Here is a 14,718-nt window from a genome sequence, read left to right on the forward strand (position 1 = left end):
CCGGACAACGACCAAGCTGATGACAATCGTTGTTGGCCTCTGCCTCAGGCGGCCGAAACATGCCCTCTTACAACCGTGCTGCACTGCCTTACCCGAGCCTGGAAGTTGAAGACAGGGTTGTGGTCAGTCCCACCATTCAAAGTCAGGGCGCCCCAGCCGTCTTACAAAACCGTCTTGCAACACTCGGCTTACGAGAGATGCAGACACGACAATGGGAACAGGCGTAGTGCAGCGGATCCATCATATCCGGTTGAAGTACACCCCAACCTGACGTCAGGCACGACCCGGAAGGACTGTCAGGATAGGGTCTTTCGGTCCTTTCCTAGACATACATTCTGGAAAGTCACAGGTTTCATCCTGACAGTTTCGGTAGGGGCGACTTCCGGGGCAGGTCAAAGAATCGGGTATACGCGGGTCAGCACGTTGGAACAGAATGAATAGCGCCAGCTCGCCCTGGGACGCCGTCGTGGTCGGCAGATGTCGGCGACACCCCTAAAAGAAAGTGAGCCGCGCGCCTACCGGGACGCAACGTCCTTGAGCTTGAGGCGGATGCCGTCGAAGTGGCGTTGCAGCCGTTCTGACGCCAGCGCCTTGTCCTTCTTCTCCACTGCGTCGTAGATGTCCCAATGGACGCGGGCCTGTTCCTCAAGGTTGACCGGACCGGAGCCCAGCGCCTCGTGGATCTGGCGGTAGACCTGCCAGAACACGTCCATCAGGTTGATGAGCAGCTCATTGTTCAGCGGCGCGTAGAGGCGGCGGTGGAATTCGGCGTCGTGCTCGGCCAGCGGCTCACCCTTGGCTGCGGCCGCCTCCATGGCTTCCATGGTGGTCCGCAGGTCGGCGAGGTGCTCGGCGGTCATAAGGTCGATCGCCGAACCGATGAGGCCGGATTCCAGGGCCTGCCGGACATCGATCAGTTCCATGGCCTCTTCGCCCTTGTGGCGCAGGGACAGCCTGCCGCGGAAGGTCAGCCCGGAAACCAGGGCACTGAAGTTGTTGGGGGCCACGAACATGCCGAAGCCGTGGCGGATCTCGATCACGCCCAGGGCCTGAAGGACCTTCAGGGACTCCCGGACCGTATTACGGCCCACGCCCAGCTCAGCGGACAGGTCACTCTCGGTGGGAAGGGCGTCCCCAACGTCCAGGCCCTGCTCCAGGATAAGCTCCATGATGCGCGTCTGCAGCGCGTGGGACCTGATCTGGGCGCTGAAACGGGCTGGCGATACTTCTCGCGATGCAAGGGCCACGTGATCTCCTCCTCGTCGCTCGAACGCGACATACTCTTGCTACAGCTTACAGGAGATGGGACGTCCAATGTCCAGAGTTTCACATGAATGTAAGGATAAATCTTCTCGTCAGCCCAACAGCTGCCGGACCAAGTCCCTGCATTCCCTATAGCCAGTGGACTTGCAGTCAATCAGGTCATAGTGGTCCCCCGGCACCTTGGTGAGTCGCACTGTCATGCCGGCAGCACCGGCAGCCGCCGTGTAGGACTCTGCCTGGCTCATGGGAACGGTGCTGTCAGCAACCCCGTGGACCACGTGGACTGGAACGTCCAGGGGGATCGCGGTCATGGGATCGGCGTACCTGTGGCGCAGCGGATATTTCGACGACGGCCCGCACAGCAGGTTGCTCACGGCACCGTTGCTGAGGTCCAACTTTTCGGCCTCGGCCAGGTTAAGCAGCCCGGACTGGCTGACCACGCCTGCCAACTGGACCACTCCGGGGCCAACTTTCCGCGGAATCTGCCGGTCGGCGTCGGGCAGCCCCAGCTGCGCCAGCCTGTCGCGGCCCGCAGCCCACACGGCCAGGTGTCCGCCTGCCGAATGGCCCAGTGCCACTACACGGTCCAGGTCCAGCGAATGGACTGCCGCCAGGTCGGCCAGCTTGTCGATACCGGCCAGCACGTCAGCAAAGGTGTTGGGCCAGCCTCCACCGTTTCCAGCCCGGCGGTATTCCAGGTTCCAGGCGGCCACTCCGTGAGCCGCCAGGTCTTTGGCGAGCGGCTCACCCAGCTCCGCGCCGTACTGCGAGCGCCAGTAGCCACCGTGGATGACCACCACCACGCCCCGGTGCGCACCGCCGTCGGGCAGTTCCGGAAGGAAAAGCTCCCCCCATTGGCTGGAATCCTCACCGTACTGATACTTATGCCGTTGCACTGCGTCCTCCCCCGGCCCTCCTGACGGGGCCATGTGCCGAGCCTACCGTGTGGTGCACGGCGAGGCAGGGGCAGGACACAGGCCGTTGCGGGCTGATCAGGGCACTGCCACTCTTAGTGAATCCGCACGATCAGCGCCGATGAAGGGATGGGAAGATGCCGCTTTATCTGTCGAGGTTCAGCTACACACCGGAGACCTGGGGCCGACTGGTCACCAGCCCCGAAGACCGGAGGATAGCCGCGCAGGCCTACATTGAATCAGTGGGCGGGAGGCTCCACGGATTCTGGTACGCCTTCGGCACGCACGACGGCTACAACCTGTGGGAAGCACCGGACAACGTCTCCATGGCCGCTGTGGCACTGGCGATCAGTGGCGGCGGCGCACTGAGTTCCTTTGAGACCACGGTGCTGATGTCCGTCGAGGAAACGATGGAAGCCCTGCGAAAAGCCGGGGAGATCAAGTACCGGCCACCCGGCTCCTGACACGTGCGGCGGCGTCCCCCGTCGCACCCCCGCCGTAAGCTGGAGCCATGCCGAGTAACTGGGACCAACTGGACGTCAGCCTCCGCGAATCCGTGCAGGAGAACGTGGCGAACTACGAGCGGGTCCGTCCTGTCCTCAAGCTGGTCACCAAGGACGTTCTCCACATTCTCCGTGACATGCTGAAGGACACCGAGGTCACACCGCTGTTTGTCACCGGCCGTACCAAGTCCGTGGAGTCGTTCCGGGAGAAGATTTCCCGGATCGAGGAGCCGCTGGAGCCGGGCGGGCCGCCCGCGTTGAAGTTCCCGGACCCGTTCCGCACCCTGAACGACATGGTGGGCGTCCGGGTGATCACCAAACTGCCGGCAGAAAACGCCCTCGTGGCCAACCTAATCAAACGCCAGCGGAGCGTGTTCGACTGCCGTGGCGACCGCGAAAAGGACATCGGCTCCATCGAATCGGGCACCTACGGCTACTCCAGCCGCCACCTGATCCTGCGGACCATCCAGAACGAGGCAGTCAAGGAGTACCAGCAGGTTTTCAACCCGGACATCCAGCCAAACGGCAGCTACTTCTTCGAATGCCAGATCCGCACCGTTTTTGCCCACGCATGGAGCGAGATCGAGCACGATATCCGATTCAAGGCCGAGGACCCGCGGGCCTGGACGCCGCATTTCGACCGCCAGTTCACGGCCACGGCCGCCATGCTGGAGACGGTGGAGAGTGCGTTCGCTGACCTGCACGAACGCTATGAGGAAGTCCGCAGCTACTGGGACGTTGAAGGCGAGGGCGCGGCCCAGCTCACTCCCAACCGCATCCGGGACGTCTGGCGGACCCTGCTGCCCCACGTGGACCGCAAAGTTGACGATGACTGGGGCTGGGCCGCCGAACTCATGGCCGCACACGGCCTCAACCAGACCATGCAGCTTGCCGGCCTGCTCAGCGCCAACCGGATCACCGAGGTCCGCAAGGCCCTGGACCACCGCTACTCCCCGGGCCCGGACCGCCTGCTGGACGACCTCCTGCTGTGGCAGTACGGAACCAAGCACATCGATCTCACCGCCGAGGCGCCCGACGCCGTTCCGCACCCGCGGCGCGACAGCCTCCTGCGGCGGCTGAAACAGATCGAGCGCTACCGCCAGACCAAGAAATAGTGCGGAGTCACGAGGCCTGAACGTCAGCGCGCGGTGTCGCTTCGTGCGGTGCGGTTCCGGCCCTGCGACTTGGCCGCATAAAGTGCCGCGTCCGCGGAGGCGATCAGCGCCTCCAGGCCCGGCGTCCCGGCGTCGTACGGGGCGATGCCGTAACTGACGGTGGGCATCCTCGGCCCGTCACGGCGGGCCGAATCCGCGAGCCGCCGGCTGATTGCGTCCGCAATCTGCTCGGCGCGGTCAGCTGTGGCACCGGGGATGAGGAGGACGAACTCTTCCCCTCCGTACCGTCCAGTGAGGTCCGTCGAGCGCACGGTGTCCTGGCACGCATCCGCGAAAGCCCGCAACGCGAGGTCGCCCGCAGCGTGGCCGTAGGTGTCATTGACCACTTTGAAGTGGTCCAGGTCTGCCAGGATGAGCGCCCCCGATGCACGGGTCACTGTCGGGTCCGCCAAATGCTCCGCGGCAAGGTCCAGGAAGGCTTTGCGGTTGAGAAGTCCCGTGAGGTCGTCCCGGGTGGCCACCATCCGAAGGGCCCTGGTCTGCTGTTCGCTACTGAGCGCGGCCATGCTGAAAGACACCACCACCAGCAGCACCATGGTCACCAGGGTGGTCACCTCGGAGCCGAAATACGTGACGAACGTGGGTCCGCCCGGGCCCTCCAGCAGGAAGGCCAGCAGCCTGCCAAAGTAGAACACCGACAGGCCCGCCGCCGCGGCAGCCATCGGGACCCTGACGCGCGAATAACCGGGTTCAAGCCGCCAGAGTTCACGGGATGCGAGCCCTATCGTCATGCTCATGGCGGCGAGGAACACCGGGCCCCCGGACCAGGTGTTCGTCGCAGGATTATCGAGCGCGGAGGCGACGAGTGTCACGAGCGGTATCGCTGTGAAAAGCCAGCGCCTCGGGCGGACCTCCCGGAGGGATCTGGCTCCTGCCCAGACGGCGACACCGCCGTGGACCAGCAACACGTTGCCCAGCGGATTGGCCCACCACTGCTGGGCCGTTCCGTCGAGCAGGAAGGCTGCGGATCCGGCCAGGAAAAAGACCAGTGCCAGGCACCACCAGCCACTGTAGGGCGAGCGGGTGAAACGGTAGGCGGAGAAATAGAACAGCAGACCAAGCACCAGGGCCATGAGCGCGAACGCGATCCTGAGGGTCGCTGTATCCAGGACCATTACGTCGTTCCCCCGCCTGCCGTAGTGATGCAAGTCTCAGTATCGCACCGCTTGGCACCGTACCTGGCTGGCGCTCTCAAACTTCCCCGCCTGTCTGCGAGTTTTTGTCCACTTACGGCGACTTCGAGGGCCCTAAACTCGCCGTATCTGGACAAAAACTCCCCGGGTGGGGTTGGAGGGGCGGCCGCCGCGGGCGGGCCCGGTGCCACTTGCAGGACGCGTAGGGCTACCCGCTTGCCCGCTTCGCTGCCGCTGAAGTCCAGCCCCGGCAGTGCAGGCGATCGAAGCCGTCCAACAGCAGATCGAGGGCAAACTCGAACTCAAACTGGTCGTCGCAGCCGTGGCTGACTACAGAGCCGTTATCGTGTCGGGCCGCCATGGCCACCTCAAGGATGTTCGGATACCGCCGGCCCATCTCCTGGAGCATGGCGGCCTGCACTTCGGGCTGGGCCTCGGCCTCCGCGCGGTGGGTTCCGGCGTCGTCGAACAGTTCCTGCGTGAAGCCCCACATGCGGCTGCCCAGCGCGTGCATCACGTGGTGGGTGAGGTCCACCGAGAAGCCGCCGGCCAGGAACATCCCGATGAATTCGTCCATGTACCCGAGGACCGCGGGCGTTCTGGTGGTCCGGGATTCCAGCACCTGGCGCGCCCAGGGATGGCGCAGCAGTGCCTGGCGCGCGGAAAGAACACGCTGCCTGACGGACTGCTTCCAATCGGCGCCCGGGACCGCCGGGGCGATCTCGTCGACAATGACGTCCACCATGCCGTCGAGGAGTTCGTCCTTGTTGGCGACGTGCTTGTAGAGCGCCATCGGCACCACGCCGAGGTCCTCCGCGAGCCGGCGCATACTCAGCGCTTCAAGGCCGGCCCCGTCGGCGAGCGCGACGGCGGCCTCCAGTACACGGCCCCGGTTCAGTGGGGTGCGGCGCGAAGTGTCCAGCTGCTGGGTCATCCGGACCACCCTTCCCTACCGGTTTTCTATTGACAAGTGTACGCCGTACACCTAGCGTTGGGCGCAGAGGTGTACGCCGTACACCACGGATGCCAAGGAACCGAAATGACAACCTCACCAGTGTGGCCAGCGGAACCGGCCCTCAGGCGCCGGGCCCAGTGGCCGGTGCCTGCCGGACTGATCCTCCTCAGCCTCGTCCCGGTGATCGCCGGCGCCGCCCGGCTGACGGAGTTGACCGGTGGCGCCGCCATCACACCGCAGAACGCCAGGTTTTTCGCCTCGCCCGTTCCGGTGGTGGTCCACATCATCAGCGTGACGGTCTACAGCCTGCTGGGCGCCTTCCAGTTCGTTCCGGCCCTGCGGGGCAGGCGGGGCTGGCACCGCACGGCCGGACTCATCCTGATTCCCGCCGGACTGCTGACCGCCCTTTCGGGTCTGTGGATGTCGGCCTTCTATCCGCTCCCCGACGGCGATACGGATGTTCCGCTGCGGCTCCTCTTCGGCTCCGCCATGCTGGTGAGCATAGTGATGGGCGTCCTGGCGATCCGCCGGAGGGACTTCGTCCGGCACAGCGTGTGGATGACGCGCGCTTACGCGATCGGAGTGGCGGCCGGCACCCAGGCGCTGGTCATCGCGCCATGGATCCTTCTTATAGGTCCACCCAGCGAACTGGTCCGGGCACTGCTCATGGGGCTGGCCTGGGTGATCAACCTGGCCGTGGCCGAATACGTCATCCAGCGCAGGGCACAGACGCCGACGCGCGGGCGGCCGCCCACGCGGCCCGCGAAGGCTTCGCTTCCATCAGCGTGACGGTGACGCCCGCGCTCTCTGTCTTCCCCGCCGTCGTCTGCGAGTTTTTGTCCAGTTACGGCGACTTCGAGGGCCCTAAACTCGCCGTATCTGGACAAAAACTCCCGGATGGGGGTGGAGGGGCGGCCCGGTTACTGGCAGAGCTGGGTGAAAGTGGCCCCGGCCTTCTGGTAATCCTCTTGCATCCCGGCGAGCTTTTCGGCGTCCGGGTTTTCCTTCGCGGACTCGTCCGTGTAGTCGAGAATCGCCTGCACGGAGGGCTTGAGGTCATCCGATGCGCCCGCCAGGATCGGACGCAGACGGTTGCCGAGGATGATCATTCCGGTCTTGCCGACGTTGGCACTCGCATCCGAACCAACGATCCTGATTCGTTCGCAGGTTTGCTCGGTGGTCAGCTGCGTCGGTGCGGCACAAGCGGAAGCAGAGACGAGGAGCGCAGCGGCGAGCACGGCCGTGGTGAGTTTCTTCATGATTCCCTTGGTAGGTGGCTGAACATCGATTGTAAGCAGATCCGGCCGCGACACGGTCCGCAGGCTGAGTGCATGACGCTCAATAGGAGCTGCCAACCTCACCCCGGTGCCCGTCATATTCGTCCCGCCACAGGTGCGCGGGTTCGAATCCGAGCCGGCTGCGGGCCTTGTCGATGGACACCAGCGTTTCAAACTCGCCCAGCCCCGGGCGAACCGGAACCCCTGGAAAGTGGAGTGCGGCGAGCTCGGCGGTGGGGACTGCGCTTCCCGTGTCCGAGGCCGCGACGTCGTATATTTCGAAACCGGGCACAGCATGCTCCAGCGCGAGCGCAACGGCAGCCGCCCCGTCCCGTGAATCGACGTAGCTGAACAGAAGGTCACGGCGATACGCGGGATCCGCTGCCTTGGCGAAGGTTCCGTACTCCCCCGGAGCCACCACATTCGTGAAGCGGAGCGAGCTGATGCTCATATCCGGTTCCCAGCGGACGAGCTGCGCCCACATTGCCTCCTCCGCAACCTTGGCCAGGGCGTAGGTGTTGTTGGCTGCGGTGGTGGACTCATCGATGGGCAGCGCGGCAGGCGGCTCGTCGAAAGGGAATCCCATGGCCGTGATGCTTGAGGCGGTCACGATCCTGCGGATGCCTGCCCGGATGGCTGCGTGAACCACGTTGAAGCTGACAGTCATGTTGTTCTGGAAAGTTGCCGCGTCGGGAACAAGCCCGTTCACCGGGATGGCCGCGAGGTGCACCACCGCATCCAGTCCCTGGTGGCGGGCTGTTACGCCCATCATGCTGTCCAGTGTCTGGCCGTAGTCGGCCAGATCCACTCTGGTGAATCCTTCGCCGGCAACACCCGTGAGGTCGAAGCCGGCGACCTCATGACCCTCCCTCCGGAGCCTCTGTGCGGTGGCCCGTCCCAGCTTGCCCGAGCTGCCGGTGACTGCGATGCGCATGTAATGCCTTTCTGTCGGTTTCAGGGCTGAGCCCCGGTGGCTAGAGCCGGGTCCGTTCCTCGAGGATCTCGAGAATGTGCCGGTAGTCCTCACCCGTGGCACGGCTCATGCCGATTTCGCAGGTGCGGTTGCAGGACGCATGTGCCTCAAAGCGGCCGGCTGCCACCTCCGCCGCCTCGGCCCTTGTGGCCGAGGCCGTAAGTTCCGGATGCAGCATCCCCCGGTCACCGGCAAAACCGCAGCATCCCCAGGAATCCGGGACGACAGCCTCTCCCGACACAGCCTCAGCGAGCGCGCGGAGTCCGTCGTTGCTGCCGAGGCGGGTGCCGGCGCACGTGGGGTGAAGAACCATCGAAGCCATCCGTTGCTGCACGTGAAGATGCGGCAGCAGCTCCATCGCGGCGAAGTCCACGGAATCGATGACCCGCAGCCGACCTGGTCCGCCGGACGCCTGGACCTCGTCAAGCGCGTGCAGCAGCCCTTCAGTGCAGGACGAATTGTCCGTCACGATCGGCAACCGCCCGCCGTCGGACGCGGCCACGAGGCTGGCCACGGTCCGTTCGGCCATGGCGGCAAAGCCCTCGGCCAGCCCCTTGGACTTCCACGGGGTCCCGCAGCACAGGGCGTCAATCCCCGGTGGGATTACGACGCCGACGCCCGCCCGGGCGCACAGCCGGCGGAACGCTTCGGCTGCTCCAATGCTGCCCTTCGCGGGGCCGAACATGGAGCCGACACACGAGGCAAAGAACACCGCCTGGGCCGGGCCGGGCGCGGCCCGGGGCCCTGCCACCTCGGCGCGCCGCCTGCCGCCGGCCGGAAGATCAGGGGTCCAACGGGGCACCACGTCGGTACCGAGAACGGTCCGTGCTGCGTCGCTGGCCCCGCGGACCACGGGGGCCGGCAACCACCTGGCGGCGCTTAGGGCAGTCGCTACCCCCCGCGTGACTGGCGCCCACTGCGCAGCCGCCGCGCCGCCCGCTGCCTGGGTGGACCGCGAAGCGTCCTGCTCCCGGAGCCGTCGGACAAGGTCGCCGGTGTTAATCGACACCGGACACGCGGTCTGGCACATCCCGTCAACGGCGCAGGTCTCCACCGAGTTATAGGTCTCCGCACGCGCGAGTTCGTCGTCGAGCGCCACGTCGCCTCGAGCACTCGCGGCCGCCCGTGCGCGGCGGACAGCAATGCGCTGCCGCGGCGTGATGGTAAGGTCCCGGCTGGGGCACACCGGCTCGCAGTAACCGCACTCCACACACCGGTCCACTTCGGGTTCGACGACGGGGGTCAGTTTCAGGTGCGCCAGGTGCGGCTGCGGGTCATGGCCGATCAGCACGCCGGGGTTGAGGATTCCGGCAGGATCACAGAGCCGCTTGACCTCCAGCATCACGCCGTAAAGCCGCCGCCCGAACTGCCGTTCGACAAACGGCGCCATGATGCGGCCGGTGCCATGCTCTGCTTTGAGGGTGCCACCTGCCCCGAGCACGAGCTCCACGAGATCTTCGGTGAAGGCCCGCTGACGCGCGATCGCACCCTCTGCCGTGAAATCCTCGGTGATGAGGAAGTGGATGTTGCCGTCCTTCGCATGCCCAAAGATCACAGCGTCGTGGTAACCGTACTCGTCGAACAGGCGTTGCAGGGAGGCGCAGGTCGGCGCGAGCAACGGGACCGGGACCGCGATGTCCTCCAGCAGGGCCGTGGTGCCTGGGCGCCGGGCTCCGGCGATTGCCGCATACAGCCCCTTCCGGGCATGCCACAGGTGGGCTCGCTTCCTCGGATCAGTGGCCGGTTCAAATGACGGGGCACCAGCAGCTGCCAGCGCAGCCCGCGCTTCTCCGAGCCGCCGCCCAAGGTCGTCCACACCGTTCCCGTGGTATTCGATGAGGAGCGCAGCGTGGGAGACGATGCGGACCTGGCCAAGGATGTCCGCGGTGGCTGGATCGTTCTGCACCACGCGCAGCGACGCTGCATCCATCAGCTCTATGGTGGCCGCCCCGGTGTCCACCAGGACCGGCAGGATCTGTGTGGCCTCCTTGAGGTCCTGGAAGATCACCAAGGCAGTGGCGGCACACGGCGCAATAGGCACGGTGCCGAATTCAACCTCAGCAATGAAGCCGAGCGAACCCTCGCTGCCCACCATGAGGTGGGCGAGAATCTCCACGGGTGCGTCGAAGTCGAGGAACGAGTTCAGTCCGTAGCCCATCGTGTTCTTGCCGCGGTACTGGCGCAGAATCTCGGCAGTCAATTCGGGATCTGCCCGGATTTCGTCGCGGAGTCGGGCCAGGCCGGCGTGCAGTGCCGGTTCGCTGCCCGCCAGCCGTTCATCCGCGCCTGGGAGGGACGTATCCGCCACGGTTCCGCTGGGCAGCACGAACGTCAGTGAGCGCATGGTCCGGTACGAGTTGAACTCCGTGCCGCACGCCATGCCGCTGGAGTTGTTCGCCACCACGCCGCCCACTGTCGCCGCGATCTCGCTGGCAGGGTCCGGCCCAAGCTTGCGGCCGTGGCGCAGCAGCCTCGCGTTGACCTGCCGGATGGTTGCGCCAGGCTGGACGACGACGGTGCTGCCCTCAGCTGCCGGGCGAATGTCCCGGAAAGCGCCCCTGACATCGATCAGCAGGTCGTCACCGGAGGCCTGTCCGGAGAGGCTTGTTCCTCCGGACCGGAGCGTGATGGACCGTTGATGCGAATGCGCGTAGCGGAACGCGGCCGAAACATCCTCCAGCGACCGTGCGCGCACCACCGCCGCCGGCGTAAACAAAAAATGGGAGGCATCGACGCCGGCAACAACGCGGTCAAAGACCTCGACGCTGACGAGGGGTCCTGCCGCCGGACGATGACCGGGCGCCACCGAAGGGGCGCCAGACGCCCGGGCGAGTGCCGCCGTAAGGGAGGACGCCAGCGCGCGGTCGCCGGCCTTCACGTCCGCACGGTCTGCCGAGCCCTCGAGGTGCGACACTTGCATAATCTATCACTTCCGAATTATGATACACTCTTGATTAAGCCAGCATGGAGGGTTCAAGCCCTGGAGACCCACGGGACCCTTCCTGCAGAACCGTCATCCCTGATCGGAGCCCGCCGTGGCAAATGGCCGCAATGCCACCCCCGTTGACGGGCAGGTCCGCCTCCTGACCAAGGTGGCGCGCATGTACCACGAGCGGGGAATCCGCCAGGCGGACATCGCCACTGCGCTGAACATTTCCCAGGCCAAGGTCTCCCGCCTGCTGAAGCGCGCGGTCACGCAGGGAATCGTGCGGACCACCGTGATGGTCTCCCCCGGTGTGTACTCGGACCTGGAGGAGCGGCTGGAGGCCAAATTCGGCCTGCTGGAAGCGGTCGTCGTCGATATCGAGAGCGACGACGACGAACGAGCCGTCCATTCTGCGCTCGGGGCGGCGGCCGGCAGCTACCTCGAGGCCACCCTCGGCGGAGGGGACCGCATCGGCATTTCCTCCTGGAGCCAAACGCTGCTCGCCCTGGTGGACCGCATGCGTCCGTTCACCGTTGGCGGCGCCACCCAGGTGGTCCAGCTCCTCGGCGGCATCGGCACCCCCGAAGTGCAAAACATGGCGCAGCGCCTCGTGGGCGAGTTTGCGCGGATGCTCGGCGCGGAACCGGTTTACGTTCCCGCCCCCGGCGTGGTGGCGGACCGGGCCATCAGGGACAGCCTCCTCCAGGAAGTTGCACTCACCGAAGTGGCTCGGCGGTGGAACGAGCTCACCATGGCAATTGTCGGCATCGGCAGCATTGAACCGTCCAACCTGCTGGCCGAAAGCGGAAACGCCTTCTCCCCGGAGGACCGTGAACGGTTGCTGGAGGAAGGTGCCGTTGGCGATATCTGTCACCACGTCTTCACCGCGGACGGGACGGCCGTCACCGGAGACCTCGCAGCACGCACCATCTCGATTCCGGCAGAGAACTTCCTGTCCATCCCCCGCCGTATTGGCATCGCGGGCGGCCTGCGCAAGCGCGAGCCGATCCGCGGAGCCCTGGCAGGCGGATGGGTCAACGTGCTCATCACGGACATCCACACCGCTGTGGCCCTCGTTGGAGAAGAGACCAGCGGCGCCGGAACCGAAAGCCGGGAGCTCACCTCTTAGCAGGGAGTGACGCCAGCCGCTGGTGCAGGCGCTTGACCCCCGATTCCAGGCTTGTCAGCACCGGTACCGCCACATCGCAGCCTTCGGCAGCACTGGCCATGGAGGCCTGCGCCAGCACCACCACGTCTGAGTCCTTTGCAGCCTCCCTGATAGCCGCTGAGACCTTCAGGTCGTGGCCCGGCCGGTCACCTGAGGCCACCGCCGCAAAGGCGCCCTCAACAACAACACTCCGGACAGTGGGGGTAAGACCGGCCATCCGCGCCCTCTCAGCAATGAGCCGGGAAGTGGGCCCGCATGTCGTCGGGAGGGTTGCCAGCACAGTGATCCTGGCACCTGTGGCCACCGCTTCGTCGGCCATGGCCTCGTCGATGCGGAGGATGGGAATGCCCACCTCCGCGGATACGGTGCCGGCGAGTTCCGAAATGGAGGAGCAGGTCAGCATAATGACCTCAGCTCCGGCATCCGCGGCCGCCTTCGCAAGTGCGGCAACACGGCGGGGCACAGAATCGGCCGCCTCAGGATCACCGAGGTCGGCCACAATCCGGTCGTCCAGGTAGTTGATGGCCGTAACGCCGGGCAGTTCCCGCTTCACCAGTTCCATCACGGGACCGATCACCACCGCGCCCGTGTGCAGCAGGGCAATCCTGGGGGTCTCACTCATTTGCTCGCCTATCCCTTCACTGAACCGGCGGCCATGCCGGCCATGATCTTCTTGTTGAGGAAAACAAACACGATCAACAACACCACAATGTTGATGCTCACGGCAGCAAAAAGCGGTCCGTACTGGGTCGAGCCATACTGATCGCTGAGGCTCAGGAGCCCCACCTGGATGGTGGCAAGATCCGGCCTGGTGGTGAAGGTCAGTGCGATGAGCAGGTCATTCCACACGCTGAAGAACTGGACCAGGCCGATGGTCAGGATCGAGTTGCGCATCATCGGCAGGCCGATCACAAAGAAGGAGCGCAGCGGGCTCGAACCGTCGACAGTGGCGGCCTCGAAAATCTCGCGCGGGATGGACCGGAAATAGGCGGCCATCAGGAAGGTGGTCAGCGGCAGGCCCATCACCGTATAGGTGATGATGAGCGGCCAGAGCGAGTCTGTCAGACCCGCGCGGAAGTACACCGTGAACAGCGGCACCAGGATCATCTGGCCCGGCACCATGATGCCCGCAAGGATGTAGAGGAGCGTGCCTTTCCGGCCCCTCCAGACCAGCACTTCCAGGGCATACCCTGCCGCCACGCCAATCAGCACAATCAGGGCTACCGATGGAAGGGTGACCAGGATGCTGTTGAGGTAGTTCCGCGACACGTTGCCGTTGTTCAGGGCGGTGGTGTAGTTGTCGAAGATCCAGTTCTCCGGAAGCGACAATGCCGGGTTGGACAGGAACTCGGACTGGGTCTTAAACGAACCAAGGATCATCCAGACCTGCGGATAGAGCACCACCACCACCACGATGGTGACGATGGTCCACACGGGAAGGCGCTTCAGGGCGCGCCGGGCGCGGCGGCGGTTGCGCAGCGGCTGCTCGGAACGCTCCAGCACCGTGACGGAAGGATTTTCAACCTGTGGCTGGACGGTCATCTCAGTCCTCCGCCTTGCGTTGGGACGATCGGAAAATCGCGAGGGTGAAGACAAGGCACAGGAGCGTCAGGACCAGGGCGATGGTGCTGCCATAGCCATACTCCGCATACTCGAATGCTGTCCGGTACATGTAGAGGGTCAGCGGCGCTGTCGAAGTACCCGGACCGCCGTTATTGAGTGCAAGCAGGCTGTCGAAGACCTTCAGGGTCGCATTGAGGCTGAAGATGATTGAGGACAGAAGAATGGGCAGCGAGAGCGGCACCACGATATGCCGCACCAGCTTGAGGCCATTCGCTCCGTCCAGCTTCGCCGACTCGAGGATCTCGTCGGGGATGTCAAGAAGCCCTGCGTAGAGCAGGATCGCGTAAAACCCCATGGAACCCCACAGTGTCATGGCCAATGCGGTGGCCATGGTGCCGGACGTGGTGGCAAGGAACTCGACGCTTTCCCCGCCAAAGAGGTTGATGAGGTCGTTGACAGGTCCCTGGTTGTCTCCCACGGCGACAAAGCTGCGGAAAAGCAGGGCGACGGCGACCGTTGGCAGGATCGCCGGGAAAAAGACGATCGTGCGGAGCAGTGATGAACCTTTGCGCAGGACGAAGACGTAGAGGAGGGCCAGCAGGTACCCCAGCAGGATCTGGCCTGCAGTGGCGACGATCGCAAAAAAGACGCTGACCCCCAGGGACTGCAGGGCCGCATCGTCCGTGAAGAACTTGGTGAAGTTATCGACTCCAACGAACTCGAAGCCGCGAAGGGTGTTCCCCTCAAAGAAGGAGAGGCCGAGGGACCAGGCCACTGGGCCTATCTTCAGCAGGGTATACAGCAGGAGGGCAGGAGCCAAGAGGATGATAATCGTCTTGCGGTCTCCGAACACCGAGTTCATAGTTCA

14 protein-coding genes are annotated in these 14,718 nt (G+C 64.9%); 4 read left to right on the top strand and 10 right to left on the bottom strand.

Annotated elements, in window-relative coordinates; all coding sequences use genetic code 11:
* Positions 1 to 515: 515 nt before the first annotated feature.
* Together AU175_RS10265 and AU175_RS10270 are read right to left on the bottom strand one after the other, a co-directional pair.
* Positions 516 to 1,247, bottom strand: a complete 732-nt coding sequence (locus AU175_RS10265) for a FadR/GntR family transcriptional regulator (protein ID WP_066288240.1) — start codon at positions 1,245 to 1,247, stop codon at positions 516 to 518.
* Positions 1,248 to 1,355: 108 nt separating this feature from the next.
* Entirely contained in the window at positions 1,356 to 2,192 is an 837-nt protein-coding gene (locus AU175_RS10270) for a prolyl oligopeptidase family serine peptidase (RefSeq protein WP_197497075.1), read from the bottom strand.
* A gap of 122 nt (positions 2,193 to 2,314) precedes the next feature.
* Here AU175_RS10270 and AU175_RS10275 point away from each other — a divergent pair, with 122 nt between their 5' ends.
* Positions 2,315 to 2,641, top strand: coding sequence for a GYD domain-containing protein (locus AU175_RS10275; protein ID WP_066288245.1), 327 nt, complete (start codon positions 2,315 to 2,317; stop codon positions 2,639 to 2,641).
* Positions 2,642 to 2,688: 47 nt separating this feature from the next.
* Positions 2,689 to 3,795, top strand: a complete 1,107-nt coding sequence (locus AU175_RS10280) for a GTP pyrophosphokinase (protein ID WP_066288248.1) — start codon at positions 2,689 to 2,691, stop codon at positions 3,793 to 3,795.
* Between the two features lie 23 nt (positions 3,796 to 3,818).
* Here the strand turns inward: AU175_RS10280 and AU175_RS10285 are convergent, their stop codons facing one another.
* Complete coding sequence (locus AU175_RS10285; RefSeq protein ID WP_066288250.1) at positions 3,819 to 4,970, bottom strand: GGDEF domain-containing protein; 1,152 nt, start codon at positions 4,968 to 4,970, stop codon at positions 3,819 to 3,821.
* Between the two features lie 226 nt (positions 4,971 to 5,196).
* On the bottom strand, positions 5,197 to 5,922 hold the full coding sequence (locus AU175_RS10290; protein ID WP_066288253.1) for a TetR/AcrR family transcriptional regulator: 726 nt from the start codon (positions 5,920 to 5,922) through the stop codon (positions 5,197 to 5,199).
* Between the two features lie 105 nt (positions 5,923 to 6,027).
* Between AU175_RS10290 and AU175_RS10295 the strand changes: the two genes are divergently transcribed.
* The gene (locus AU175_RS10295; RefSeq protein WP_066288254.1) at positions 6,028 to 6,732 is read left to right on the top strand and encodes a DUF2306 domain-containing protein; all 705 of its coding nucleotides are present in this window, start codon (positions 6,028 to 6,030) and stop codon (positions 6,730 to 6,732) included.
* A gap of 131 nt (positions 6,733 to 6,863) precedes the next feature.
* Here the strand turns inward: AU175_RS10295 and AU175_RS10300 are convergent, their stop codons facing one another.
* The 3 genes from AU175_RS10300 to AU175_RS10310 all read right to left on the bottom strand — a co-directional run bounded on the left by AU175_RS10300 (position 6,864) and on the right by AU175_RS10310 (position 11,107).
* Positions 6,864 to 7,202: a hypothetical protein gene (locus AU175_RS10300; protein WP_066288259.1), complete on the bottom strand. Its 339-nt coding sequence runs from the start codon at positions 7,200 to 7,202 to the stop codon at positions 6,864 to 6,866.
* Positions 7,203 to 7,281: 79 nt separating this feature from the next.
* Positions 7,282 to 8,154: an NAD-dependent epimerase/dehydratase family protein gene (locus tag AU175_RS10305; protein ID WP_066288265.1), complete on the bottom strand. Its 873-nt coding sequence runs from the start codon at positions 8,152 to 8,154 to the stop codon at positions 7,282 to 7,284.
* A 40-nt stretch (positions 8,155 to 8,194) separates the two neighbouring features.
* Positions 8,195 to 11,107, bottom strand: coding sequence for an FAD-binding and (Fe-S)-binding domain-containing protein (locus tag AU175_RS10310; RefSeq protein ID WP_231938520.1), 2,913 nt, complete (start codon positions 11,105 to 11,107; stop codon positions 8,195 to 8,197).
* Between the two features lie 121 nt (positions 11,108 to 11,228).
* Here AU175_RS10310 and AU175_RS10315 point away from each other — a divergent pair, with 121 nt between their 5' ends.
* Entirely contained in the window at positions 11,229 to 12,248 is a 1,020-nt protein-coding gene (locus AU175_RS10315; protein ID WP_231938521.1) for a sugar-binding transcriptional regulator, read from the top strand.
* On the opposite strand, the gene AU175_RS10320 is transcribed toward AU175_RS10315, so the two are convergent.
* The 3 genes from AU175_RS10320 to AU175_RS10330 are packed head-to-tail and all read right to left on the bottom strand — an operon-like array spanning position 12,238 to position 14,712.
* Complete coding sequence (locus AU175_RS10320; protein ID WP_066288270.1) at positions 12,238 to 12,909, bottom strand: aspartate/glutamate racemase family protein; 672 nt, start codon at positions 12,907 to 12,909, stop codon at positions 12,238 to 12,240. The two genes, AU175_RS10315 and AU175_RS10320, sit on opposite strands and share 11 nt — an antisense overlap.
* A gap of 8 nt (positions 12,910 to 12,917) precedes the next feature.
* Entirely contained in the window at positions 12,918 to 13,829 is a 912-nt protein-coding gene (locus AU175_RS10325; protein WP_066288273.1) for a carbohydrate ABC transporter permease, read from the bottom strand.
* Between the two features lies 1 nt (position 13,830).
* Positions 13,831 to 14,712, bottom strand: a complete 882-nt coding sequence (locus AU175_RS10330) for a carbohydrate ABC transporter permease (protein WP_066288275.1) — start codon at positions 14,710 to 14,712, stop codon at positions 13,831 to 13,833.
* Positions 14,713 to 14,718: the final 6 nt, after the last annotated feature.

It is taken from the genome of Arthrobacter sp. B6, from assembly GCF_001663775.1.
In the GTDB taxonomy this organism is placed as follows: Bacteria; Actinomycetota; Actinomycetes; order Actinomycetales; family Micrococcaceae; genus Arthrobacter.